This is a genomic window from Sphingobacterium sp. DR205 (genome assembly GCF_011064245.1).
Taxonomy (GTDB): domain Bacteria; phylum Bacteroidota; class Bacteroidia; order Sphingobacteriales; family Sphingobacteriaceae; genus Sphingobacterium; species Sphingobacterium athyrii.
In genome coordinates this window covers 3,163,313-3,187,133 of the sequence record NZ_CP049333.1, presented here as the reverse complement: position 1 = coordinate 3,187,133, position 23,821 = coordinate 3,163,313, and the positions used below count along the sequence as shown (strand labels likewise).

The following is a 23,821-nucleotide window of genomic DNA, read 5'->3' as shown; positions in this document are numbered from 1 at the left end:
AAAATGTATAGGTCGGTGACAGACATATAAAGAGGGAAATTAAACTGAACTAGGTTCAGCCGCCTTTTCATTTGTAAGAGAAGTCAACACCTCCCCTTTCTATGCTCTTTACAGCCTGTTTTCGATAAGTGCGCTCTATTCGGGCGCACGAAATATGTTCTTTAAAAGTGATTTGCGGGAATACCACGTCATGCGATCTCTGATCGAATGCGGATGATGGATGGTGTTTGTTCGTTTCGTTCTCATAATTGTTTTGGTTTTATGTGAACGATGCTACTCCTAGGATATATGTATGGCCAATAATGAATAAGGTGGCCTCACAACTCCAGAGCCAAGGGGACCAACCCTCCTATAAATTACTTTATAGTTACCATCTGAAGTTAACGTGAGAACCACCCTATAACTTTATGTAAAGGTATAAAACTTTTTTAAGCATAGGGCGATTTCACGGTCTCCTCATTGGTAATTTGGTCTTTTTGGCACGAGAAAACATCGTCAATCAAGGCAATATAGCCATGAATTTCAATCGCTAAACAAAGATAAACAATTAAATAGAGTTTACAAAATATTATAGTCTATATTATGAATATTGAGGAGAAATATAAAATTGAATTTGGGAAACAGATAGCCAAGTACTTAAAAAAATCAGGTTTGGACATTAATGATTTTGCCCGATTAATTAAATCCAATAAAGATAATGTGAATGATATTTTAAACGGAAAAGTTGGTCTCACGATTGGCAAAATGATAGCTATTGCAAATCTTTTTGGACAAGTGTATTATGATTTTGCAAATCCAAACTATCCAATTTCAGATAAAGAAGTACTTGTAAAAAATATAGAAGAGGTATTAAAAAGGAGAAAATCCATAGGAAAAAAGACTATTGATAAAGATAGACTCTTGGCAAACGAACTAGATCGTCTTATCTTGGAAGGTTATTTAAATAAGCCAACTACAGCGAAGCATCTCCATGCACAAATGGATAAGAAACTCACGAAAAAGAAGTTTACCGAAATCACGAGTCTACTTAGCAAATCTCCTCGTAACAAAATAATTGTTTCGCTTTTCGAAAAAAGTTCGCCAAAGATTTTTGTACATAGAGATTATGCTTCTGAATATGAGAAAATGACGAAGGAAGAGATCCTGGAATTAATTCGAAATAGCGAATTGGAAGAAGAAAAGAAATAAAGTTGTAATTGTACAAAGCTCTAGAAACGGCTAGGTTTTAAATGAGTGAAATTTTTTTGGTTTTAGATGTCGCTAGCTAGGGGAAGATTACAATTTGTCGTGTACTATATAAAATAATATGAATTTGATTCATGGTAATACGCCTATTTATCCATAACCAATTATTTTTGTATTAGATCAGAGATTGTAATGATTTAGATTAGCTTAAAAGGTCATTTTACAATAGTTAGGGTGTCTTTTTTCCAATTTTTTATTGTAAACTTAACAAAATGAATGATAATATAGATTTGAACTATCAAAAAGCTAATGAAACCGATAGTTTCAAGGCACATAATGACTTTCTGAATCAGCTCCTTCTTGATACCAGTAATGGAGGTATTGAAAAGCATTATCAATTGTTCCAAGACGCCCCGAATAAAGATCTAAAAAGAATTCTCGGAAAAGGTTTCTTAAAAAGAGGTGAAGCTGGTTTGAACTTTTTAAGTGAAAAACTTAAAAGTGAAAACGATACAACAAAAAAATCAAATGTAATTCATCTTCTAGGATTATCCGGTGCTAAGAAATATCTCAGCGATATAATTCCATATCTGGACAGTAACAATTATGACCTAAGATATAAGGCTATTATCACAATTGGATGGTTGGGAGATACAGACATGATAAATGTTTTACAAAGTCATTTTTTAACGGAAAAAGACCTGGATCTTAGATGTTTTCTGATCACTGCACTACGTCAGATATACTTCAGAATTCCAGCTTCCAAAGACATGATATTACCTTTCCTTTATGAAAAGTTAAAGTCAGAATCAAATGAACAGCTAATTGCTGTAATCATTGTTGTAATCCAGGACCTGACAAAAATTAAATATGGTCTGAAAGAAGACCCTAATTCAGGAGAGATTTCAGGAAACGTGGTTGGTTCGAAAAATAAAATTATTAAAAAACTTAATTTATTATGATTAGGACATTCTATTATGATTCAGCCTCAGACGAAGGATGGCGGATATTCCCGATCCACAGAAACGGGGCTCATTCCATAAAGAATGTGATTATGATCAATGTGTAGAATTAATTAAATCTGCTATTGATAAACCGAATTGGCAAATTCCAGATGGCTTTCATTTCGTAAGCTGGTAGTACATAGACTAGATATGTTCCACTATATTCAATTAGCTTTCTACAACAGGGAATTTAGCCAATCATTGGATTGATTTATATACCGTTGTTGACTGCTATTTCCAACAAAAGGTTAAATTAGAAGAAAAATAGGGCAACAAATGCAAAATAAGCAGAACGAAGCAATAGCTGAATTAAAAGAATGGGTTCAAAATCCAATATCCATTGAAGATTATACAACATATGGAGTGGCTAAAATAGAAGAAAAATTAAATGAAGTAAAAGTTCCCAAAAGTATTCTGAATGGATTTGAGTCACTTGACAACTGGTATACCAATCATTTTGTATACGAAATGTTAGTTGATGGAAAATCAGAATATAGGGAGACCGCAGCAGCCAATGGCTATCACATTTTGTTTTTAACAAATAAATTTGCTGAATTATACCCGGGTAACCCACCATCTTTGTCTTTTGACAGAGCCACTTACTGGCTTGCAAACTGTCTACTGCAAAATTGGTATAATGAGACCGAAATTCTTATTCGCATGATCAATAATGCTTTTTCAACAGATGTGTTGGAAGGAGGATGGGAAATAAAGTCTGCATCCTGGTTTATTGTTGAAATGGTAAATAGAGGATTTAATATTGAGTCTGATCTTTCGGGCTTTAATTACCCTGAAGATATGGGAGATTATCAAGCAGCAATAGAAAATTGGAATACAAATGATCTTCAATTGGTCGACCATATTGTTACTAAATTATGTGACTTTCATTTGGAAAACGCTACTTATGAGGACGAGGAAACTTCACCCGAGATCCAATTCGGAGATTCTGCGTGGTTTGTTTATGCTTTTGAAATCTTAACATGGTTGGCAGTAAGAAAGAAAATAGGATTAGAAAATCCCAAAGAATTCACGCACCCACTGATGCGCTTGAATATAAATCAACTCCAGAAGCTAAAGTTTGAATTTCCTGAAAGTGACCTATTTACTAAAGTACTGACTAAACTTGGCTACCTGTTATCAACGAACTGGGAAAATGGATCTTCCAGGAAATAAAGAACACGCTCCCAAAAAGTCAGATCGGTAAAGCAATGACGTATGCATATGCCCGTTGGGATGCCCTGTCAGCATATTTGTATGATGGAAATCTGCTCATTGATAATAATCAAATCGAAAATGCCATCAGACCTTGTTGTTTGGGACGCAAAAATTGGCTGTTCGCAGGAAGTCATGAGGCAGCACAGCGATCCGCAATGATCTACTCATTCTTCGCTATATGCAAAAAACATGAAGTAAATCCTTTTCAATGGTTAAAATACGTCTTACAGAATATAGCAACCATAAATCATAAAAATAAAAAGGATCTGTATCCGCAGAACTTCAAAAAATCAGCTAACCTGTAGTTCGTAGGACGGATACCAACAAAAAGCAAAAATTCATCATTAATAACATGAAAAATATAGAATTTAAAAAACAAACCGAAGTAAATTCCAAGTCAGCAAGAATTGGAGGCAAGTCTTTCATATCTAGCAACTTATGGCCAAAAGACGAAACCGGTAAATTTATGACTTTAGTTTTTTGTTTACCATCTGAGCTTGTATCGAGGATATTAGGTATAACTTTAGAAAATAATACTTTTTTTTCAGTTTTCAGCACATACAGTCAGGATAAAAGCTCATATTTTTTAGATAAGGTTATTTATAATACGATAGATGATGAAGAATTAGACATAATTAAAAACAATACAACTGTTATTTATCATACGAAAGAAAATAACGGCATCAATCTTTCAGAATACGAAATACCTCCTTATGAAATTACTGAAAGTGGAAATGAAGATGAAGAAACCTTTTGGGGTGGGCAAGCTAATTTTTTACAGGAGGAAATGAAATTTGAGGAGTATGATTTTTTTATGCAATTTTATGCAGGTAACTTCCCGGATGATTACAAGAACATACTTTTCTTAGCTGATGCAATCGGATATATTTTTATTAAAAAAAATATAAACATTAATGAATGCGGTGGTTTATATTTCGGACAATCAACTTAGAGTATGAATGAGCTACAATAATGAAATTTTAAGATTAGGAGGAATGCGCGAGCTATTCCCTGAACATTCTACTAAATTAGAAAACGAAGACATATCTAAAATAGAAACTATTGTTAATGGTAAAATACCTCAGGAAGTAAAGGATTTTCTTTTGAAATATGGAATCTGTGATTTTGAGGATGAAGTTGAATTTAAACCATATTCACCCACGGCAGAATATGTGTACTCTCCTGAATCTGAGCAACCAAATTTTTCTTTTAATGGTTCAATGCTGGGTGCTTTTTTCGCTCGTGATTCTGGAAGAGGGAATGCTTATGATATTTTTGAAAATATCAATACTTACAAAGAAAGAATTCCTAATAAATTTGTTCCACTCGGTGATGATGGAATGGGTAATCTGATACTTATATCACTTAATGATAATGGTAAGATTTATTTTTGGGATCATGAAGCAGAATGGGATATTGCGGATTATGAATGAGATTCTCTCGTGCGGGGCAGACCGAGCCAATGTGGATCTATTCCGGTGGTGACCATTAAAGCTGAATTGTAGGGCATTGAATGTAAATTTTAAATATTGATTGGATCAACTATACACTAATTGAATATGGAAAAGAGCTATGGCTTTGAAGTATCCTTGAACGGGAACAAAGTAACAAGAGCAGGTATCTCAAAAAAGAACTATGTGGTCAATTGCATTATTGACTCAGTCCATCGGAAAGATGACAGTGGGGGGTTATATATGCAGGTTAGCGGACTTGATAGTGATCTGGGTGTGCATGTCAATTGGTTCGGTGGGCAACTCAAAGTTGGTGATAAGATCTTAGTGGAAGTTATCGATGACGGCTTTGATGGACCGAATTCAACATATAAGCCATTCTCCGAAGAAGAAATCAGAGAACAAAAAATGAAACATTACCTTCAGCTGAAAGAAGAGCTGAAAGATTTTTTACAAGAGTGATCCAAATCTTAAATTATGGACGGGTAAGTAAATTATATTGATTATCAATTGCACGAGCTGAAAGTTGCAGACACGCAAATGTTTATCAAATTTTATGACTTACTTCGTATGTTATAAATTTACATTATAGCCTAATAAAAAAATCGTTTATGTATAAATTACTTTTAATCACTTTTCTTACCGTCTGTTGTCTAAATAGTAGTTCAGCACATTATCCTACTAACGCTGTAGCTAAGATACAAAATAGTTATTCTTATGCGTATATACGAGTAGAAGGAAAATTCCTATCAAAAAAACTAAAGGTGAAAGTTGATCTAGGAGATTCGGATGAGCAGATCGCGGATGGCGAAAAGCTGTCCGAAATATTGACCAATAAAAAATCTTATGCCGCCGTATTGAATTATATGTCGAAGATTGGATTTGAATTAGTCAATACTTTCGATTTAACGGATAACTATAATGGCTCAGGCGGAACTTCTGGTATTATTTACGTTATGAAAAAAGCTGAGGAGAATTAACGATCACTCTTGACATGCAACTTAGCAAACTTATTATTGCCGCAATTATAACTATAGCAGCTGGGCTATATAGTTATTGCTAACACAAAAGAAAAATCTGACTATACAAAATCAGAAGGGACAATCGAATATTTGGCATTAGAGTACGACCGCCATCCGCATAACAACCATGGCAAATACAGATATCTCAAAATAGATACCTACCCTTATGTATTTGAAATATACGAACCGAATAGTATCCAAACGGAGCACACAATTGACGACCTAAAAGTTGGAGACAAAATAGACATCTACTATTATGAGATCGCCGATACACATGAAATTGAGCTAAATAGATTTACACAGTTTATCGACAGTAATGGTTTGCCTTATTTTATTCGCAATGGGTTTATGAAAAATGCGGGTTATGTTGTTTCTGTTTTGGGTGTAGGGTTAGCCATCTTGGGATTGATATTAAAGAAAAAAGGAATTATTAAAAATTAAGATTTCGTTTTACAGTTTATAGAAATTCAGTACCGTCCTAAATAAATTTTAAGGCCATAAAAATCCCTATCTACTGTTGTTTCCATGCAGATTTTGTTGATACTTTCGGATTTGACCCTCCCTTTGCGTTTCAGAATAGGTTAAACTGTCCATTTTGATCGGGTGGTTTACCCGAAATAAATGGGTCATCGGCCCATTTCCACAAATCAATCTTCACAAAGATATTCAGCCTTATGAAATTCACCAGATTGGATAGGTTCCAGCTATATTTCGCCCGTTTTTGAATGTACTTGAAGAGTAGTATCCCGATCAGCGCTGTCCAGATCTGGATGTAAACGGCATTCTCAGAGGTGCCTACAAAACTGGAGACCTTCAACCGCTGCTTGAGGTGTTTAAAGAACGTCTCGATCTCCCAGCGCTCTTTGTAAAGTGCAGCTACCGTGGCCGCCTTCCATTGAAAATGATTGGTCAGGAACTCGTATTCCACATTTTTGATACTGTCCCAAACCCGGACAAGACGCATCTTCTTATTTCCGTACCGAGCTGCTGAGAGGCTATCCAAGGCAACAACTTGATCTTCAATTACCCCAGCTTCTTTCAGTTCATCGCTTTGCCAAGACTTCAATACCGTATATTTCATATTGGATTTGCTCCTTGTTACGAAAAAGCAGCCCTTGCTGTCCAAAACGTTCATCCAGGCGTAATCGACATAGCCCCGATCGACCACCAACACACATCCTTTGGGAAAGGATAGGGCCTTTGCCACTGTGGATTCATGTGTCTTGCCATCGGTAATATGCACGAAGCTGGGCATACAGCCATCGTAATCCAGTATCGTATGTAGTTTAATCGCACCTTTGGCACTTCGGAACCTTGCCCAATCAAACACCGAAAGGCAAAGCGGGATCACTGTGGCATCCATCAACAGCACTTTGCGTTTCAACATGCGCAGTTCTGAGCGAAGATGCGTCTGCTTCTGCCAGAGGATGTCCAATAACCGTACATAAAGGTCACGAAACAACACATGCTTACGATGCGCATTCATGTAGGATAGATTGGACTTACTGGGTACCCTGCTGATACCCATATGCTGCATATTGCCCGTCGTGCTCCGCAAGCCGTTGCTGATGTCTCTAACCGAATCTGCAGACGATAAATGGCAGAAAAGCATACTTACCAAATGTGTCCAGCTATTGATCCCTTTGTGGTGTTTGTCTGAATCATGCTTACGTACCAAAAAATTGAAACCATCGCGGTCGATAAGCGAGAGAATCTGAGAAAATACGTTTATATTTACCATGGTGGTGATTTGTTTTAGCGAACTAAATATAGCATTCCATGCTATATCATTCACCACCACTTTTTAAATCACGTTTAGGACGGTACTGATAGAAATTGTATTTTTGAAAATTGTGCCTTTACAACAAACGTTTGGATGGAAAAAGGTTGGGCGACTCGTTTGGATGAAGAGCACGGAGCTTTTTGGGCTGGACATTTAGAAAATGAATTTGTTCTTGAAGTTCACAAAAACTTTGATTTGTTTTTTGTTTATGGAGAAAATCAAGACGAACAAAGACAAACCAAACTTGACAATTGGAAAGATGTAAAACACTTCTTCAAAATGTATTTTAATTGCCGGTTTGAAAAACTAAAAAAAGAAATTGAGTTGTGACCGTTTACGTACAAAAATTGACCAATGGGTAGTAACTATTTACCAAAAACAGAAATTGAACTTGAAAATTGGATGAGCGAAAATTGTTTCAATTTCAACAGTTATTCAATAAACGGAAACAGTATTTATGAAGGTTTTGGAATTGACAAATCAGGTGGACTTTTTATTTGGTATTACGCGGAACGTGGAAAAAGAGATAACTTAAAATACTTCAATTCAGAAAATGAAATAGTAGAGTACGCTTTTAATCTAATTAAGTCTGATAAATGGGCAAAGAAACATTGTATTGGCTTTTCAATCGACGTAAATAAAATTACAGAACTAAAAAGCGAACTACAAAAAATGAATATAGAATTTTTTGAAGATAAAATACCTTATTACGGAGTAGACAGACCTGCATACAGAGTATTTGTAGTAGGTTGTGACATTCAAAAAACAGAATATTTAAAAGAAAAATATTATACAGAAAAATAAAACTGCCATTAACAAGGGGTTTGCAATAGTAAGACGAAACTGGAAAATTCAACGGCATGCTCGTCCTTGAAGCGATTGAAAACAGAGATTGTGCCGGAATTTGGGTGCATATGATCCAGATTATGCATGAGATGCTTGATATTCTAATGTGTAATAGCCACTACTTGATCTGACAGTTGGTTGTTTTTAAAAATTGTCAGATTGCCTATTCGAATATAGTAATGTTTCCGCAAAATCTATAGATTCAACTTATTGCTTATTTTCTTGCACCGGATAAGTAACAAGTTGATCTTCTTTTAGTGTTGTTTGAGGACTTTTTGCTTTGGTTTTTGTGCGATCTATATCTTCGATGGCTAAATAGAGCTGATATTCATGCTGGTCTCTTACCCCGCAGTATTCCGTTCCTCGATCTGTCAATATCCTTAACAACATTAAGTCATGTTTCTCGAAAAATGGTACGACCTGATCATTTAGCATATCTGCAGCAACTAATGCATTCTTACGATCATACAGCTTTGTAAAAGCGACTTTGGAATAGGTATCAATGAAAGTTTGCTGATATATATGTCCAACTCCCTTAATATTCCCGACATAGTATGTATCCTGAGCACCTAGATATCCGGGATGATGAGTTTCTATCTCCCCGTGTGCCTTTTTCTCTTCTTTAGCTCTTTCCAGAGCTACAACTCTTTAAAACCGCAAACTTAGTATTGTTACAGTTGTCTATTAGCCAACTTTATCACTTCTAAATTTAAGAATAATACTGAGGTAAAACGCAATAATCAAAGGTTTCGAACCAAGCAGCATTGCCATAATTTACTATTTTCTATCAAATTAACAATCTCTTTTAATGACAGTTGCAATAAAAAAATAAATATCATTGAGTATTCATAAATTTTTTTAAATTTGTTATGAATGAACATTCAGTTATGAAAATTATGGAGGGAGAGAAAGTAGAAAAAAAAACTAAGATTGTAGAGACAGCATTACGGTTATTTTCCGAACAAGGTCTCCAGCAGACATCAATGGCACAACTTTCAAAAGAATCGGGAGTTGCCGTAGGAACAATGTATTTACATTTTAAAAGTAAGGATGAATTAGTTGAAGGGTTATTTCTGCATATTCAAGAATCATTCGGTAAAGCAATTGATCTTTCTGACGCAGAGATGAAAGCCTCTTACAAGGATCGTTTTTTTATCTTAGGCAGAAAAGTACATCATTATTATGTAAACAATCCTACTCATTTTTTTGTTGTGAATACACTTAATTATTCACCATATATATCAAAAGAAATTACAGAATTGGGAAGAACACATTATCAGCAGTCTGTAGATATTATGGCAGAGGGACTTGAGAACGGATCATTTAAACCTATTAATATTATATTGTTAATCCGGTTTATTTATAATGCTGTAATTGCATTGGTTCAGGTACAGCTCAAGGATAATATTGAGGTTACAGAACATATGATAGACCAAAATATTGAAAGAATATGGAAAGCTATTTCGTAAAAAAAATTTAATACAAAAACTGAATGAATATTCATTTAAAAGTGGATATCATTAATTAATAATGATTTAAAAAAAATTAAAATGACAGCACAAGAAGCTTTTAATCAGTTAGACCCTAAGAAATGGGCAGAAACTTCAGTAGTGGAAAAACTACATCTACTGGAAGAAGTACAGAGTAACCTGAAAAAGTATGCAGACGATTTGGGCGCCTCTGATCAGAAAATGAAAAACACCCTTATGGGTGAAGACATTTACACACATGCCGAATCAGTATTTGCAACGGCAGTTGCATTAGCAGGAAATGTTTCGGCCTGCATCCACCTTTACGAATCTATTGCAAAGGGTGAAATGCCAAGACCGTTGCATATTACCAAAGTGGATGATGACACCTATGATGTACATGTATTCCCAATGGATGCCAAGGATAAAGTGCTAAACGGAACACAAAGCGGACATTTGCGTGTAAAAGGCACTCCGAAGCAGGTAAATCCTTTAGAAAAGCCAGCTGGGGTAACTGCCATTTTGGGAGCCGGAAATTACAGTTCATCAGTTGAAATGGTAAAAGCTCTTTTCTATGATAACAAAGCTGCTATCCACAAGCCGCATCATCTTAACCAAGAAACCGATATGATCTGGGAAAAGATTTTCCAGCCTGTTATCGATTTTGGAGCCCTGCGTTTTGTTTCAGCAGACCAGGGAAAGGAGCTTACAACAATTGAGGGTCTAACGGCTATTTACTTCACAGGCGGAACAGGTACGGCAAAAGCAATTATGAGCAATACCCGTACTCCCATGGTAGCAGAGTGCGGCGGAAATAACCCCTGCATTATAGTTCCCGGTGACAGACTCTGGACAAAAAAAGAAATGGAACATCAGGCCAATCAGATTGCTACAGTTGCCAAACTTAATGGGGGTGCTGTATGCGGCCGTCCGCAGACACTGGTTACTTCCAGACACTGGGAACAGAGAAATGAATTTTTAAATGCACTGAGAAAGGCTATTTCTGAAGATACTCCAGCTGCCGGTGCCTATTATCCGGGCACAGATAAAGCAGAGGAAGGTTTCAAGAAAGCCTATCCGAATGCAGAAATCTTAAAACCTGAAAACGGAAGATTCAAGCATGCAGATTTTATGCTCATTACAGACTGTGAAGAAGACAGTTATGCTACACAAAATGAAGCATTTTGCCAGATTATGAATGAAGTACCGTTAGATGTCCCGGCTAATGCCAAAGACTTTTTACCGAGAGCTACAGCATTCTGTAATGATAAGCTGCTGGGCTCATTGGGATGCATGCTTCTCATAGATGAAGACACTAAAAAAGCCCATCAGAATGAATTAGACACGGCAGTAACCCATCTGAAATATGGAGGGATAGCAGTAAATACTATTCCTGTAATTGTATTTTTAAGCCCATATCTGACTTGGGGAGGAAATGAGCAGGGTAAGGAAATGGTATCCGGTTCCGGTAATTTCGGAAATCTGTTGGGATTTGAGAACATTGAAAAATCAATTGTTTACGACAAATTTGTATCTCCGGGACATATGCTCCGTACCAATCAAAAGGCTTTTGACCATCTTGCTAAAAACATGGCGAGCTACTCTATGGATCCCACTTGGACGAACTTGGCAAAAATGGCTGGAACAGCCGTAATTGATGGTTTAAGAAAAAAAGATTTTTAAATTTTTATTGATATAATTATGAGAAAGACAATATTTATCACTGGATGCAGCAGTGGCATTGGACGCATTACTGCCAAACATTTCCAACAAAAAGGGTGGAATGTGGCTGCCACTGTCCGCTCTAATCCGGAACAAGATACAGAGCTTAACAGCTTAGATAATGTACAGGTCATAGCACTGGATGTTACTAAAGAAGATACCATTCAATCTGCAGTACAACAAGCCGTTGAGCGGTTCGGAAAAATTGATGTGCTCCTCAACAATGCAGGATATGGTTCCTATGGTATCCTGGAGGCTACACCTGAACAGGCAATGCGGATGCAGTTTGATGTCAATGTGATCGGTACCTTACTTGTGACCAAAAACATAATCCCGATCATGAGAAAACAGCAGGAAGGAATTATTATAAATATTTCTTCCATGGGTGGTAAAATTACCTTGCCTCTTGGCACCTTGTACCATGGTTCAAAATTTGCCGTGGAAGGACTCAGTGAAGCGCTATCTTTTGAACTTGAACCTATTGGAATCAAGGTAAAATTAATTGAGCCAGGAATGATCAACACTAATTTTGAGGATACCGTGATGAAGAACCTCAATATAGATCCATCACAGACTGAATATGCTCCATTTCTGGAAAAAGTAATGATTGCAATACAGCAGGCAGGAAGTGGAGCTTCAGAGGCAATTGTTGTGGCTGAAAAAATCTATGAAGCCGCTACCGACAACAAAAAACAAATGCGCTACATCGCAGGGGCTGATGCCGAAGAAATTATCGCAGCCCGTAAACAGTTGGATGATGACAGTTACTTATCCCTTATCAAACAAAACTGGGGTTTATAATATGGAATTTTTGCAGGAACTTAGTATATGGACAAAAGGTGATGCGCTGCAAGGCAAAATAATGGTAGGCATAGGACTTATTTTAGTGCTGTGCCTGCTATTTGGATTCAAATATGAAAATCCTTTATTAAAGGGGATGTTCATTCCTATTTGCCTGCTAACAGCGGCTTCTCTGGGGTATGGAAGTTTTCTTACCTATTCCAGAGCAAAACACCTCAATACGGTGACAGAACAATACCGGCATAACCCAAAAGAAACAGTAAAAATGGCCTTAGGTAAAGCTCAATCCGACCATAAAATTTACATTATTCTAAAAATTGTTTGGAGTGCTTTGCTCATTCTTTCTGTACTTATTTTTTTATTTACTGTAAAAGAATATTACAAAGGGCTTATTCTCGGATTATTCTGTTTATTCGTTGGATTTTTATTGATAGAGACATTTTTACACAGCCGATTAACCCATTGTTTTGAAAATGTTTCACGACTTGATAAGGTGAATTGAGAACTCTGTTATTGGCAAATAGCGTATGATAACGATTTCAAAAAATTTTCCAAAAGAATTAAAAATTCTATTTAACGCAAGATATTAAAAAAATAGCACAAGATTTTTAGGGGAAACATTCGATACATCTTAACAAATATTTCGTCATTTTGGTATTTATTTGTCCCTAAAATTTTTGATACAAATTTTAAGGTACAGTTGAGAAGGTGAATTATTTATTTTTCTATTATAATTGGTTTGGTTTCAGAATATTTGTAACTTTATTATCGTTATTAATAGTTGGAAAAAATTAAAACCCTATTTACCCCTCGTGGTGAATTAAATTACTGACAGTCAAGATTATTCACTTTTTGTATCGAAGAATATTCTATTACAGAATAAGAATCAATCAGTTTAAAAATGCTACAATTAAAAGAAAAGTTTAGCAAGATCGGTAATACAAAACCAAATCCGATTTATTTGTTTTTGTCATAGTACAAAGGTAAATAAAACTTTTTATTAGCAGAAATATTATTGTTGATGAAAAGGTTGTTTTTTAGTAAAATTTTACTTCTTTACGAAAAAGTTTATAATTTGATATTTCTAATAATTGCCATTTAAGAAAGCAGAATTTTTCCAACCCATAATCCAGTTGTCCGCTACCAACTGAAAGAGTTCATCGTTAGTTTTAGCTTTTAATGTTTCTAAACCTTCAGCAACATCTTTTAGTAACCAACCCTTACTATTTAATGTGAGCCATGCTTCCTTCAATTGGTTGTTTAATATATAATTTTCAAACAATTGTTTTTTATCTGTCTCCTTAATTAACCATTTTGGTGTATTAACCCTACTCTTTATAGTTTCATATGCAGATGGTGAAATTTCAAACAAGCATGAGTTTATAACTTGAGATTCATTAAGATTGTCATATGAAGAGGGAAAATCCCCCTTATATGTTCTCATATCTTTAATTATATTTAGGGGCAAATTATTTTTGAAATAAACTAATTCATCAAAATAATCCGTATTATCTCCATATTTATTAGAAAAATCATCCAATTCCTGGTATTCATTAAAATTTATTTTGCCAGCAAATTCAATTATTTCATCGGTAAGACCTTCATCAGACATAATCATTGGTAAAATCAGGTATACGGAGAGTTGTTTAAAATTAAATGCAGTTTCAACTATAGAACCATATTCTAAATCTAATTCCACAAAAGTATTTTTTCTGTCAATAAAAAAATGATTAATGATCCCTTTATACGATGCGCCGTAGCCCAAAAATAAAGGAATCAGACAAGGAGGATGCTGATACCAATATTGATCAACAGAATTATAATCGTCATGATATGGTATGGCTACCCTTTTAAAAATTAAATCTTGGAGATTTATATCTATATTTAGTTTATCTACAATTTTCTTTAACAATTCCATCGAATTATTCTGTTTTAATTTTATGCAAAATTTGAAAACTAGCTTCCATTTTTAAGGAGTTTTTGGGCATGGCTGTGGTGCGTCACTAATTCTTCCTTCTACAATTCTTGTCTCAAACGCCCCCTCTACCGCAGATACATCATCCTGTTTTCTGATACTTGAACATCTTTCACAGTTCTCGGCATACAGCGAAATTATATTTTCTTTTGCATCAAGATTAAAATTTAACATTTCACCAAACGCCTTTCCTTTTTCTCTGGAATAATGCTTCTATGCCAACTCCAAATACTATTGATACTACTGGACGAGAAATTGTTGAACAAGTCAAAATGGAATGCCCTCAGGGACTCATGTTCAATCCCCAAATTACCGCATGTGACTTTCCTTTTGAAATTACTGATGACTGGGTCTCTCCATTTTTTTGGTATATTCTATATAATGATGGCAGCGACGAATATTTACCTTATGCAAATGAGCTTGAGGAAGTTGTCGTTTACCCCCCAGATAACGGCCCTCCCAATACAGTTGGTGGCGGAGGAGGACTTCCCGTTCGACCTGGTAGGTAGATCAAGAAACACCAAATTATCCTTTAAAAAGGAAAAGGCTGCTTTTCACTCCCCTTTACCCTCTATCTAGAGCTTCTCGATCTCTTCGGCGGTAAGTTTGGTACAGCGTATAATCAATTCTAATGCAGCTCCCTCCTTTTTCAATTCCCGAGCAACCTCAATAGATTTCTTACGCTCCCCTTCTGCCAATCCCTTCTCCAATCCTTTTTCCATGCCCTTCTCCAATCCTTTTTCCATGCCCATCTCCATGCCTTTCTCCATTCCTTTCTCCATTCCTTTCTCCATTCCTTTCTCCATTCCTTTCTCCATGCCTTCTGCCAACCCCTTCTCCATGCCCTCTGCAATTTTACGTTCTTGCTCCTCAATCTGCCATTGACGAACAACCTCTGCATCCCATTTGCGCTTTAAACTGATGTCATACATAGCCTGATCCTCCTTTGATAACTTTGCGTAGCGTGCCAGACGAAAAAAACGTTGGAAAATCGAACTGTCCATGATCTTCGGTAGTTTCTTCAGCGTCGACAGATTCTTTAACATATAAAATACCATGTCAAGATCAGTTGACAACTCCGCTTCGCTTTTCACAAAATTAATCAATTGCAGGTAAATAAAACCAAATCCTTCGTAAAATATTTTTCCATCACCCCTGTCACACAGGCAAATATCGTGAAAATAACAGCCATCGTCCACGCCCTGCATCTTAAAATTGTCCATAACAACAATGGTATAAACCTCCGGAATGTCATACCCCCATCCTGCTCGGTTGCCCCGTGGCGCTTTCTCAGAAACTACATTGCACCCATAGTACAGCATACGCTTTTTAAAGTTCCTATGATTGCTCGTCTGCATCTCGATAATCACTTCTTCGCCGGTGGTGGTCTCTACGATAAGATCAAATATGACCGTTCCAGCCTCTTCACCACGCCCTATTCGTTCCGTATTGCGGTAGGTAAGGTCAACGATTTCTTTTCTCCCCTGAAAAATGATGTTCAGAAAATTCAGCAGATTCCGCTTGTCCCCAAACAGAATCTTGAAGCCAATATCAACCGTAGGATCGATAAACACGGGCTTATCCTGAAAATCAGGATGATTACTAAAATCCAAATTATCCATAATATTATTTAGTCTACTGGTTATATATAAGCAAATATAACAATTAAAACCTATAAATACTAAAATAATTAGCTAAAAACTCCTTTACCTGACCATTAAAGATATATCAAAGAAATGGACTATGCCTATTCTAAATTGGGGTTTGACAACGCAACAATTACATATTAAATTCGCAGATAGAATTAAGGCTTTCGGTGATGTGACAGTTCGCTTTACACTCCCAGTTCAGCCAAAAAAGCAGAATTACTAATGAAAGCCCTCTCAAATTCGCATTCTTTGGTTACTGCTTGGGATGGTACTACATTAGTGGGGCTCGGAAATGCCATTTCCGATGGGTATCTGGTGGTATATTATCCGCACCTACTTGTGCTCCCCTCCTATCAGAATTTCTACAAAAATAATCTCTCCATTGAAGACTAGAAACACTTTAAAACAACAAAATCCAATCGGACAAAGATTGGGCTGTGCTGCTGATAATCTATAGGATCACACAAAACTCTTTAAAATCGTCACATATTTCTCCATGTTGGTTAATCTTTCCAATGAACCAAATCATAAGGATAATACTGCTGATCTTTCAAACTACTATCATCTAAACCTAGAACTTTTACCAGCACGCCGCTCTCAAAACTCCAATATCCGGTATGAATATTCCATTTAGATTTATGTGCATCATACCATCCGGTGTCCGAATGTCCTTTATACCAATCTTTTTGTAAATAAGTTATTAAATGTTTTAAAGCTTCATCTTTATCGCTTTTAGCCAAATCAATTACTTCCGTAAGTGCTTTGTATGGTTTAGAAAATTTAAAACTTTTATGAACTGACCAGTTTTCCACTCTACTACCTATTAAAAAGTCAACTAGATAATCGTTAAGGTTTTCATTTTTAACACATTCTACAAGTTTAAAGAAATCTTTTTGTTCAATATTTAGCATAATTCCGATTGAAAGCATCCAAACCATCTGAACATAGCTACTGGCTTGCTCCCAATAATGTGTAAAATATTCTAGTGTTCTGATATATTCTTCTTTGATCTTAGATATGGCCTCACCTGCGGAATATGTGGCGACCATATTATCCACTGAGTATTTGCTTAAATTTTTATATGTTTCAGAGATTTCTTCTGTATCCTCCGAGCCATATCCTGATAGGTCCTCTAACTCCTCTTCGATATACTCATTTTGTCTAGTGATAATCTCCATAAAATTTTCTCTGGAGTTTAATTTGCCTCTTGTATTCATAAAATTACTCCCTAACGTAGTTTTTGACAATCTTTAAATTAAAATGGACAGATTGACGCTCTCACCATTGGGTGGCATTAAATAGGCTGCATCACCGATAAGGGTCATCAAATTTCCTTGATTAACTAATTCGCACATTTTCGTGCATGCAACCTCGGGATGGTCTATTTCGCCTTGAATGATTGCTGCTCCGGAATAAATTTCCTATAGTAAACAAATTGTTTTTCATTCTCTGCTTTTTTTCCAATAGGTTGCTGTTAAATCGAATTTTTTCGTACCCGAGTTAAATTTGTAATTCATCGTATTTCCTTTCAGACAATTTTGATGTTCTCGTTCTTTCAAATAACTTGAGTTGCTGATTACTATATTTGTAGTTTGGCTAAAATCGTATTCAAACCCAATTAAGCTGTCTTCTAATAAACCCTCGCATTCATCTTTGTCATTTATCAATAAGTTGGAAAAAAAGTTGTTGTCAAACAAATTCACAAAGTTAATTTCGCTTAATTGTCCGTCTTTATATTCAAATGCGTGTAAATCATTTCCGTCTCCTACAATATCGTCTGTTATTGCGATATAATTATTGGTTTTTATCTTATAAATTGCTAACGTCCAATATCCGTCCACAACTTGTATTCCTATCGTATTTGCTCCAATTAAAGAAAATTTTGAAAAATAAGGAGATGAGCTCAATGCAAAATCATTTTTCTGTATGAATTTCACAAATTTAATCCGTTCGCTCTCACTCCATTTCCAGCTTTCCATTGTATGTGTAGGCAGCTTTGTCAAAATATCAAGAAGATTTTTATGTTCAGAATATTTGATTTTTAACTTGTCTTTATTTTCAACACTTGTATCAATATCCGTGCTGCTTTTTTCAGCAGCTTTTGTTATTTGACTTGGTGTCTCTGTTGCTTTCTTCACCGTTCCGCTTCCGCAGCATTGAAGAAAAAAGACGGTTGTGAAAAGGAGTATTGTTAATTTTCTTATAGTTATTGATGTTGAACAGCAAAGCGATTCTCCTGAAAATAGTATGATTGGTTTTTTCATTAGTTTTACCTTTATAAATTTTTGCCCAACTCTTTAGAGATATTATCTTTAAATGATGCCCCCCCTCATTGGTTCAAGCAATATAATTAAAAAAATCATTAAGGGCAGTTGAATGATGTAAATGGCACAAGGAAGTATACCATCTAGAACTAGGTTATATCAGATGGGAATATCTGAATTTTGGCTCGACATCCAAGAATTGTTTGAAGTGAAAGCGTATACTAGTCACTTTTCCTGACCTGCCAGTGCATTGCTTTTCGCATTAGTTGTGTAAATTGCTCGTCTTATCTCTGGTGGATACTCAAAATAAGTGGAAATTCACCCAATAACGTAACGAAGACTCGTATGGATCTGGTGTACAATATAGAACTGAATCTGTTTTTTAGGATAAACAGATTCAATAGCTTCTGGAAAGCCTTTTAGTCCGTAAACACAGGCGACAAGAATATCTTCCACACCACGCTGTCTGAGCTCGCCTTTTTACCTTCTCTATTAATGCCCAGGATATTATAAACCGCACGGCTCTGAACAGAGCTGTTCTCTTACTTTAAAGTGTATACAGTCAAGGAAAATAAAGGGATAAATAGGCTCAAGGGACGGTTGCGCCACTCGGTCACAGCAGGAATAACCCTATCGACATACTCAGTATTTTCAGCCTTTACACTCCCTCTATCTAGAGCTTCTCGATCTCTTCGGCGGTAAGTTTGGTACAGCGTATAATCAATTCTAATGCAGCTCCCTCCTTTTTCAATTCCCGAGCAACCTCAATAGATTTCTTACGCTCCCCTTCTGCCAATCCCTTCTCCAATCCTTTTTCCATGCCCATCTCCATTCCTTTCTCCATTCCTTCTGCCAACCCCTTCTCCATGCCTTCTGCAATTTTACGTTCTTGCTCCTCAATCTGCCATTGACGAACAACCTCTGCATCCCATTTGCGCTTTAAACTGATGTCATACATAGCCTGATCCTCCTTTGATAACTTTGCGTAGCGTGCCAGACGAAAAAAACGTTGGAAAATTGAACTGTCCATGATCTTCGGTAGTTTCTTCAGCGTCGACAGATGCTTTAACATATAAAATACCATGTCAAGATCAGTTGACAACTCCGCTTCGCTTTTCACAAAATTAATCAATTGCAAGTAAATAAAACCAAATCCTTCGTATCATAAAACACCAAATTATCCTATAAAAAGGAAAAGGCCGCTTGGATAGTATCCAAGTAGCCTTAAAACCCTATATTGTAATATGCTTTATTTTCCTTTAGTATCCTTCTCCTCTGCCTCGATTTGCTTTACAAACTCTACAGTGACGTTCGCCAGTTCGGCTATATCCGAAATCGAAAACTTATCCAAAGACAACAGGTTTTTTATTACTTTGGCTTTCCCCTCTGCAATTCCCTTAGCCTTTCCTATAGCTTCACCTTGAGCTTTCCCCTGAACAATACCCTCGGCTTTCCCCTCAGCCATTGCTTTTTCGCGCGCTTTTCTCTGTACTGAAAATATGATGCAAGATTTATTTCCATGATAATTATTCTTCTCGCCATTCAATTCCGGGATACATTTCTCCTGTTAATAAGTAAAATTGCAGTATTTCTAAACCATCTTTATTATCAACAAGCAATGCCGTAGGGTACTCATCCCTTTGTCCATTTGTCAATATAAAGTCTTTCATTTCAATAGTTGTCCCTTTCGAATTATGCGTAGTGCACCCAGCATCGCCGTTGAATCGGAAATATATTGCAAATGAATGAGTTGAATTTCTCAATAATATAATTGTAGTTTCATCATGTCCGCTAAGAGTATATTCAACAAATTCGGTTTCATGAAATTGTGCAACTACAGTTTTCAATTCTACCAACGTAGTGACGAAAAACTCCTTTCCATTGGCAACCAAACTTAGCGCTGTGGGTGGATTTGGTAAAACTTCAATTCCATTGAAGACACTTGAAACATTTTCCATTTGTAATACAAAATTTTGGATAGCAATTTTTTCGTCCTCATTGTCAGTGGTGCCACTTATTGAAATCGCGTGGTCTGCTGTAGCGGAAACACTCAGATTACAAATATGAAATGAGCCCGAAATCTTATCGCTGATTTCTCGTGCTTGAAGAAAAGCCTGTCTGGATTTTATAATTTTTTCCTTAAGTTCATCAGGTAAATGGTTGAATTCTGTTGTATCCATAGTGTCAATATTATTTTTTCGCAATTTCTTTTAAAAAGGTTAGGAAGTTGTCTGCATATAATTCAAATTCCCACTCACCACTCCCGTGTATACTTGTATAAATTGGTGCATCATTTTCTGTTATTTCATTAATATCTATGCAATACGGGTCAGCTCCTGCGTCAGCAATTACAACAAAATTCTTTGGCCAATCGGCAATTGATTCGTTGGTTACCGGATTAAATGAATAGCCTTCCTGTCTATTTATCAGGTCAGAAGCTCCATACAAATGCAAACCTTGAAAGTATTTTTTGTTGTCAATGAATACGTTTAAAGGCGAGTAGTTTTTGAGGAACAACAAATAATTTTCCGGTAATTTCCATTTTTTCTCTATGTTTAAAATGTCGGTTTCGTCTGCAATAACGAGCCAGTTTGTCGGGTTTGATAAGTCTCGGTTTTTAGCTCTTTGTGCTTCGAGTTTTTTGTTAAGTTTTGAAGCAATTTTTTCAAGTTCTGTTTTTGGGTTTTCTAGCGAAATATGCGTTTTCGGTTCTGGATAGCCTCCACCGTCTTGAAAACCATTTTTCTGCCAGATCTCTATTTCTTCAATTCTTAAATCTGCTTCTTTCCAATATCCTGGATCTTTAGGTAGTTCTCGGTCAAAAGGTTGTTTGCTAAATAATGAGATACTTTTAATTGCTTTTGCACGGATTGAAGTATTAAAACTTTGGTTTTTTATAATTTCAATTAGTGCCGGAAATGATTTTTTGCCGCTGGTTTTTAATAGCCCGTCAATGCCCCAATACGTTAATTCAGGCTGAGTGATGCACCATTCGAAAAAGTCAGCGTAGTTAGCTTCATCTTCGTTTACAAGTTCTATAATATCAGTCAGTAGAAAATTTCGCCAATGCAAAATTTGTCCACTCCTTGCGTAATCTGTTAAGATATTCAAAACATATTCTCTGTCAGTTGATGAATATTTTTTCAATAATTTTTCTATCAGTTTGGAAAATTTACCCCCATCTGTTTCATCAACTATTTGTTGTCTTAATTTTTGTAAACTTTTGTCTGTCATAAAATTACTATCAAAGTTTGGGAAGTTTTTTATAAGTTGTAAATTATATCCGTCTCGTCGTCTTTAAAAATAATTTGTATAGGATTTTTTATTCAATCAAGTATATACAAAATAAAAATGATAATGTTATTATATTTACAATCCGCTGGGTTTCTTTTCAGATCCGTGCGTATTCAAATATTAAGCGTTATCGAGAAAATACCATATTCAAGGTGTAACTTTTCACTCAGATTAATCTTGCCCCAATGCCGATCAACTCCCTTCACCATGTATAATATTTCAAGGATACCAACATGTCCGATATTGATGATTTCACAGTTGTGGTTTTGCCCAATCTAATAGATATAATCAAAGGAACTTTCAACAAAAAGCTCAGGTAAATTGATCAGATGATGTAAACATTTGTCTACCATTTCAATATGTTAATAACTTTATGCCCAATATTTAATCATTGTTTCACAATAAAAATAATTTTATACGTTATCTTTAATGGTATAATAAAGAATCACATTTATCACATAAAATTTATAATAGAAAAAAATGGGAAAATTTGTAGTGAAAACAAGAAAAGATGGTGAGTTTCAGTTTAATTTAAAAGCAGGAAATGGTCAGGTAATTCTGAGTAGTGAGGGCTATAAAACCAAGGCAAATTGCTTAAATGGCGTTGAATCGGTAAAAAGAAATGCTCAGGACGATGATAAATTTGACAGAAAGACTTCGACAAATGGTAAACATTACTTCAATCTGAAAGCGACCAATGGTCAAGTTATCGGAACAAGTGAAATGTACGAAAGTGCAAGTGGAATGGAAAACGGAATTGAATCCGTAAAATCAAATGCACCCAATGCTACCATCGAAGATCTTGATTAAGATGTAAAACTTGATTTGCATAAGCAAATAATAAAAAGCCCGAAATTTACGCTCGGGCTTTTTTGTTTTAATTGGCAATGCCCTAAGTTTATTGAAAAATCAATATTTTAACATGCATTTAACGTTGTGGGATAGTGTTGATTCAAATATAAAACGTACCTTCACATCAGCCAATCACTTTAGATTGCAAATTAAATACGAGAAATATCTCCACCGTCAGAAATCACATGTCCCAGTCTGTTAAATTCGACAATGTTAATACATTGTTCTCCAAAGCGTTAAAGCAAAAAATCAATCATTATTTTAATAACTCGTTAAAGCAAAAAACCGGCAACCGAAGGATATTTTTGAAAGCCGCTATTCTTTTGACCACTTTTATCCTTTTATATATTCTCTTGGTCTTCGTTCCGCTTCATTGGAGCATTGCTGTCGTGCTATGCCTTATTTTCGGGGCCAACTTGGCTGCGATTGGCTTCAATATCATGCACGATGCCGGACATAATTCGTTTTCGGATAACAAACGTCTGAATACAGTATTGTCCTATACACTCAATCTCTTGGGCGGCAATATCTATTTTTGGAAACTCAAACATAATATCGCCCACCATACGTATACCAATATCGATGGTGAGGACCACGATATTGAAATTAAATTTATGCGTATCCACCATGATCAGAAGCTGAAAAAACACCACCGTTATCAACGGTTTTACTTTCCGCTGTTATATGGTATCTCCTATTTGGCCTGGATTTTTTATCAGGATTATGAGAAATATTTCCGCGGCCGCATGGGAAATCAAACCGAGCGTTTTCATTTTCCGGTCAGGGAACGTGTCATTTTTTGGCTCAGTAAGATTGTGCATTTCACGCTATTTGTGGTTCTTCCCATTATCTTTGTCGGTTGGCTTCCTACCCTCTTTGGCTTGTTGATCGCTGGCGTTGTCTGCGGAATGAGTCTGGCGACGGTATTTCAACTGGCTCACGTTGTTTCCGGAACTGAATTTAAGACAATCGAAGGGGCGCGTGTGGAAGAAGAATGGATGATTCATCAGATCCAGTCCACGGCCAATTTCGCTACAAGGAGTAAGATATTGACCTGGCTGCTCGGTGGACTTAACTTTCAGGTAGAGCATCATCTGTTTCCCAAAATAAGCCATGTGCATTATCCCGCGCTCAACCGTATCGTAAAACAAACTTGCAAGGAATATAAATTGCAATACAACGAATTCAGGACTTTTTGGGCAGCGTTTAGGTCGCATATCGGGGTTATTCATGCAATGTCAAAATAAACTTAGTCGAGTGATCCAATATTGTCCTGCATAGCAAAATTA

General features: G+C 36.0%; 25 protein-coding genes and 4 pseudogenes. 18 read left to right on the top strand and 11 right to left on the bottom strand.

The window, feature by feature from the left end; translation table 11 throughout:
- The first annotated feature begins 582 nt into the window (after positions 1–582).
- The 8 genes and pseudogenes from G6053_RS13500 to G6053_RS13460 all read left to right on the top strand — a co-directional run bounded on the left by G6053_RS13500 (position 583) and on the right by G6053_RS13460 (position 6,318).
- Positions 583–1,188 carry a helix-turn-helix transcriptional regulator gene (locus G6053_RS13500; RefSeq protein ID WP_165306759.1) on the top strand — a complete coding sequence of 202 codons (606 nt, stop codon included), beginning with the start codon at positions 583–585 and terminating at the stop codon, positions 1,186–1,188.
- Positions 1,189–1,457: 269 nt separating this feature from the next.
- Positions 1,458–2,147, top strand: coding sequence for a HEAT repeat domain-containing protein (locus tag G6053_RS13495; protein WP_165306758.1), 690 nt, complete (start codon positions 1,458–1,460; stop codon positions 2,145–2,147).
- A gap of 1,095 nt (positions 2,148–3,242) precedes the next feature.
- Positions 3,243–3,709 (top strand): annotated as a pseudogene (locus G6053_RS13485) (transposase); the annotation flags it as partial.
- Positions 3,710–3,756: 47 nt separating this feature from the next.
- Entirely contained in the window at positions 3,757–4,356 is a 600-nt protein-coding gene (locus G6053_RS13480; RefSeq protein ID WP_165306756.1) for a hypothetical protein, read from the top strand.
- A gap of 7 nt (positions 4,357–4,363) precedes the next feature.
- Entirely contained in the window at positions 4,364–4,837 is a 474-nt protein-coding gene (locus G6053_RS13475) for an SMI1/KNR4 family protein (protein ID WP_165306755.1), read from the top strand.
- 126 nt (positions 4,838–4,963) lie between these two features.
- Positions 4,964–5,317 carry a hypothetical protein gene (locus tag G6053_RS13470; RefSeq protein ID WP_165306754.1) on the top strand — a complete coding sequence of 118 codons (354 nt, stop codon included), beginning with the start codon at positions 4,964–4,966 and terminating at the stop codon, positions 5,315–5,317.
- 149 nt (positions 5,318–5,466) lie between these two features.
- Positions 5,467–5,835 carry a hypothetical protein gene (locus G6053_RS13465; RefSeq protein ID WP_165306753.1) on the top strand — a complete coding sequence of 123 codons (369 nt, stop codon included), beginning with the start codon at positions 5,467–5,469 and terminating at the stop codon, positions 5,833–5,835.
- Positions 5,836–5,967: 132 nt separating this feature from the next.
- A complete protein-coding gene (locus G6053_RS13460) occupies positions 5,968–6,318 on the top strand; it encodes a hypothetical protein (protein ID WP_165306752.1) in 351 nt (116 codons plus the stop codon).
- Positions 6,319–6,448: 130 nt separating this feature from the next.
- Here the strand turns inward: G6053_RS13460 and G6053_RS13455 are convergent, their stop codons facing one another.
- On the bottom strand, positions 6,449–7,618 hold the full coding sequence (locus G6053_RS13455; protein ID WP_165305913.1) for an IS4 family transposase: 1,170 nt from the start codon (positions 7,616–7,618) through the stop codon (positions 6,449–6,451).
- Positions 7,619–7,753: 135 nt separating this feature from the next.
- Here G6053_RS13455 and G6053_RS13450 point away from each other — a divergent pair, with 135 nt between their 5' ends.
- Together G6053_RS13450 and G6053_RS13445 are read left to right on the top strand one after the other, a co-directional pair.
- On the top strand, positions 7,754–7,990 hold the full coding sequence (locus G6053_RS13450; RefSeq protein ID WP_165306751.1) for a hypothetical protein: 237 nt from the start codon (positions 7,754–7,756) through the stop codon (positions 7,988–7,990).
- Positions 7,991–8,014: 24 nt separating this feature from the next.
- Positions 8,015–8,464: a hypothetical protein gene (locus G6053_RS13445; RefSeq protein ID WP_165306750.1), complete on the top strand. Its 450-nt coding sequence runs from the start codon at positions 8,015–8,017 to the stop codon at positions 8,462–8,464.
- A gap of 303 nt (positions 8,465–8,767) precedes the next feature.
- On the opposite strand, the pseudogene G6053_RS13440 reads toward G6053_RS13445, so the two are convergent.
- Positions 8,768–9,154: pseudogene (locus G6053_RS13440) on the bottom strand (IS481 family transposase); the annotation flags it as partial.
- A 239-nt stretch (positions 9,155–9,393) separates the two neighbouring features.
- On the opposite strand from G6053_RS13440, the gene G6053_RS13435 reads away from it, so the two are divergent.
- The 4 genes from G6053_RS13435 to G6053_RS13420 all read left to right on the top strand — a co-directional run bounded on the left by G6053_RS13435 (position 9,394) and on the right by G6053_RS13420 (position 13,000).
- Positions 9,394–9,975 (top strand): TetR/AcrR family transcriptional regulator, encoded by a 582-nt coding sequence (locus tag G6053_RS13435; protein ID WP_165306749.1) that lies wholly within the window; start codon positions 9,394–9,396, stop codon positions 9,973–9,975.
- 81 nt (positions 9,976–10,056) lie between these two features.
- Positions 10,057–11,658 (top strand): aldehyde dehydrogenase family protein, encoded by a 1,602-nt coding sequence (locus G6053_RS13430; protein ID WP_165306748.1) that lies wholly within the window; start codon positions 10,057–10,059, stop codon positions 11,656–11,658.
- Between the two features lie 18 nt (positions 11,659–11,676).
- Complete coding sequence (locus tag G6053_RS13425; RefSeq protein WP_206531939.1) at positions 11,677–12,498, top strand: SDR family oxidoreductase; 822 nt, start codon at positions 11,677–11,679, stop codon at positions 12,496–12,498.
- Position 12,499: 1 nt separating this feature from the next.
- Positions 12,500–13,000: a hypothetical protein gene (locus tag G6053_RS13420; protein WP_165306747.1), complete on the top strand. Its 501-nt coding sequence runs from the start codon at positions 12,500–12,502 to the stop codon at positions 12,998–13,000.
- Between the two features lie 582 nt (positions 13,001–13,582).
- On the opposite strand, the gene G6053_RS13415 is transcribed toward G6053_RS13420, so the two are convergent.
- Positions 13,583–14,416: a hypothetical protein gene (locus G6053_RS13415; protein ID WP_165306746.1), complete on the bottom strand. Its 834-nt coding sequence runs from the start codon at positions 14,414–14,416 to the stop codon at positions 13,583–13,585.
- 329 nt (positions 14,417–14,745) lie between these two features.
- On the opposite strand from G6053_RS13415, the gene G6053_RS13410 reads away from it, so the two are divergent.
- Positions 14,746–14,982 (top strand): hypothetical protein, encoded by a 237-nt coding sequence (locus G6053_RS13410; RefSeq protein ID WP_165306745.1) that lies wholly within the window; start codon positions 14,746–14,748, stop codon positions 14,980–14,982.
- Between the two features lie 66 nt (positions 14,983–15,048).
- Here G6053_RS13410 and G6053_RS13405 read toward each other — a convergent pair whose 3' ends face one another.
- Positions 15,049–16,095, bottom strand: a complete 1,047-nt coding sequence (locus tag G6053_RS13405) for an Rpn family recombination-promoting nuclease/putative transposase (protein ID WP_165306744.1) — start codon at positions 16,093–16,095, stop codon at positions 15,049–15,051.
- A gap of 249 nt (positions 16,096–16,344) precedes the next feature.
- Here G6053_RS13405 and G6053_RS13400 point away from each other — a divergent pair, with 249 nt between their 5' ends.
- Positions 16,345–16,515 carry a hypothetical protein gene (locus tag G6053_RS13400; protein ID WP_206531938.1) on the top strand — a complete coding sequence of 57 codons (171 nt, stop codon included), beginning with the start codon at positions 16,345–16,347 and terminating at the stop codon, positions 16,513–16,515.
- A gap of 110 nt (positions 16,516–16,625) precedes the next feature.
- On the opposite strand, the gene G6053_RS13395 is transcribed toward G6053_RS13400, so the two are convergent.
- The 7 genes and pseudogenes from G6053_RS13395 to G6053_RS13365 form a co-directional block, all read right to left on the bottom strand.
- Positions 16,626–17,339, bottom strand: a complete 714-nt coding sequence (locus tag G6053_RS13395; protein ID WP_165306743.1) for a PoNi-like cognate immunity protein — start codon at positions 17,337–17,339, stop codon at positions 16,626–16,628.
- A gap of 225 nt (positions 17,340–17,564) precedes the next feature.
- Positions 17,565–18,386, bottom strand: a complete 822-nt coding sequence (locus tag G6053_RS13390) for a hypothetical protein (protein ID WP_165306742.1) — start codon at positions 18,384–18,386, stop codon at positions 17,565–17,567.
- Positions 18,387–18,644: 258 nt separating this feature from the next.
- A pseudogene (locus G6053_RS30760) lies at positions 18,645–18,994 on the bottom strand (transposase); the annotation flags it as partial.
- 65 nt (positions 18,995–19,059) lie between these two features.
- Positions 19,060–19,533 (bottom strand): annotated as a pseudogene (locus G6053_RS13380) (PD-(D/E)XK nuclease family transposase); the annotation flags it as partial.
- Between the two features lie 102 nt (positions 19,534–19,635).
- The gene (locus G6053_RS13375; RefSeq protein ID WP_165306739.1) at positions 19,636–19,851 is read right to left on the bottom strand and encodes a hypothetical protein; all 216 of its coding nucleotides are present in this window, start codon (positions 19,849–19,851) and stop codon (positions 19,636–19,638) included.
- A gap of 61 nt (positions 19,852–19,912) precedes the next feature.
- Positions 19,913–20,566: a hypothetical protein gene (locus G6053_RS13370; RefSeq protein ID WP_165306738.1), complete on the bottom strand. Its 654-nt coding sequence runs from the start codon at positions 20,564–20,566 to the stop codon at positions 19,913–19,915.
- 10 nt (positions 20,567–20,576) lie between these two features.
- Complete coding sequence (locus tag G6053_RS13365) at positions 20,577–21,620, bottom strand: SMI1/KNR4 family protein (protein WP_165306737.1); 1,044 nt, start codon at positions 21,618–21,620, stop codon at positions 20,577–20,579.
- A gap of 540 nt (positions 21,621–22,160) precedes the next feature.
- On the opposite strand from G6053_RS13365, the gene G6053_RS13360 reads away from it, so the two are divergent.
- Together G6053_RS13360 and G6053_RS13355 are read left to right on the top strand one after the other, a co-directional pair.
- Positions 22,161–22,490, top strand: coding sequence for a YegP family protein (locus G6053_RS13360; RefSeq protein ID WP_108631756.1), 330 nt, complete (start codon positions 22,161–22,163; stop codon positions 22,488–22,490).
- A 227-nt stretch (positions 22,491–22,717) separates the two neighbouring features.
- A complete protein-coding gene (locus G6053_RS13355) occupies positions 22,718–23,779 on the top strand; it encodes an acyl-CoA desaturase (protein WP_108631757.1) in 1,062 nt (353 codons plus the stop codon).
- The last annotated feature ends 42 nt before the right edge of the window (positions 23,780–23,821 follow it).

What these genes read in the sequence shown, in the direction of transcription:
- G6053_RS13405 (WP_165306744.1), bottom strand. Translation starts at nt 16,095, where the DNA reads ATGGATAATTTGGATTTTAGTAATCATCCTGATTTTCAGGATAAGCCC.
- G6053_RS13400 (WP_206531938.1), top strand. Translation starts at nt 16,345, where the DNA reads ATGAAAGCCCTCTCAAATTCGCATTCTTTGGTTACTGCTTGGGATGGT.
- G6053_RS13435 (WP_165306749.1), top strand. Translation starts at nt 9,394, where the DNA reads ATGAAAATTATGGAGGGAGAGAAAGTAGAAAAAAAAACTAAGATTGTA.
- G6053_RS13470 (WP_165306754.1), top strand. Translation starts at nt 4,964, where the DNA reads ATGGAAAAGAGCTATGGCTTTGAAGTATCCTTGAACGGGAACAAAGTA.
- G6053_RS13390 (WP_165306742.1), bottom strand. Translation starts at nt 18,386, where the DNA reads ATGAAAAAACCAATCATACTATTTTCAGGAGAATCGCTTTGCTGTTCA.
- G6053_RS13450 (WP_165306751.1), top strand. Translation starts at nt 7,754, where the DNA reads ATGGAAAAAGGTTGGGCGACTCGTTTGGATGAAGAGCACGGAGCTTTT.
- G6053_RS13415 (WP_165306746.1), bottom strand. Translation starts at nt 14,416, where the DNA reads ATGGAATTGTTAAAGAAAATTGTAGATAAACTAAATATAGATATAAAT.
- G6053_RS13495 (WP_165306758.1), top strand. Translation starts at nt 1,458, where the DNA reads ATGAATGATAATATAGATTTGAACTATCAAAAAGCTAATGAAACCGAT.
- G6053_RS13430 (WP_165306748.1), top strand. Translation starts at nt 10,057, where the DNA reads ATGACAGCACAAGAAGCTTTTAATCAGTTAGACCCTAAGAAATGGGCA.
- G6053_RS13370 (WP_165306738.1), bottom strand. Translation starts at nt 20,566, where the DNA reads ATGGATACAACAGAATTCAACCATTTACCTGATGAACTTAAGGAAAAA.
- G6053_RS13465 (WP_165306753.1), top strand. Translation starts at nt 5,467, where the DNA reads ATGTATAAATTACTTTTAATCACTTTTCTTACCGTCTGTTGTCTAAAT.
- G6053_RS13410 (WP_165306745.1), top strand. Translation starts at nt 14,746, where the DNA reads ATGGAATGCCCTCAGGGACTCATGTTCAATCCCCAAATTACCGCATGT.
- G6053_RS13375 (WP_165306739.1), bottom strand. Translation starts at nt 19,851, where the DNA reads ATGGCTGAGGGGAAAGCCGAGGGTATTGTTCAGGGGAAAGCTCAAGGT.
- G6053_RS13500 (WP_165306759.1), top strand. Translation starts at nt 583, where the DNA reads ATGAATATTGAGGAGAAATATAAAATTGAATTTGGGAAACAGATAGCC.
- G6053_RS13455 (WP_165305913.1), bottom strand. Translation starts at nt 7,618, where the DNA reads ATGGTAAATATAAACGTATTTTCTCAGATTCTCTCGCTTATCGACCGC.
- G6053_RS13475 (WP_165306755.1), top strand. Translation starts at nt 4,364, where the DNA reads ATGAGCTACAATAATGAAATTTTAAGATTAGGAGGAATGCGCGAGCTA.
- G6053_RS13395 (WP_165306743.1), bottom strand. Translation starts at nt 17,339, where the DNA reads ATGAATACAAGAGGCAAATTAAACTCCAGAGAAAATTTTATGGAGATT.
- G6053_RS13425 (WP_206531939.1), top strand. Translation starts at nt 11,677, where the DNA reads ATGAGAAAGACAATATTTATCACTGGATGCAGCAGTGGCATTGGACGC.
- G6053_RS13420 (WP_165306747.1), top strand. Translation starts at nt 12,500, where the DNA reads ATGGAATTTTTGCAGGAACTTAGTATATGGACAAAAGGTGATGCGCTG.
- G6053_RS13445 (WP_165306750.1), top strand. Translation starts at nt 8,015, where the DNA reads ATGGGTAGTAACTATTTACCAAAAACAGAAATTGAACTTGAAAATTGG.
- G6053_RS13355 (WP_108631757.1), top strand. Translation starts at nt 22,718, where the DNA reads ATGTCCCAGTCTGTTAAATTCGACAATGTTAATACATTGTTCTCCAAA.
- G6053_RS13365 (WP_165306737.1), bottom strand. Translation starts at nt 21,620, where the DNA reads ATGACAGACAAAAGTTTACAAAAATTAAGACAACAAATAGTTGATGAA.
- G6053_RS13360 (WP_108631756.1), top strand. Translation starts at nt 22,161, where the DNA reads ATGGGAAAATTTGTAGTGAAAACAAGAAAAGATGGTGAGTTTCAGTTT.
- G6053_RS13480 (WP_165306756.1), top strand. Translation starts at nt 3,757, where the DNA reads ATGAAAAATATAGAATTTAAAAAACAAACCGAAGTAAATTCCAAGTCA.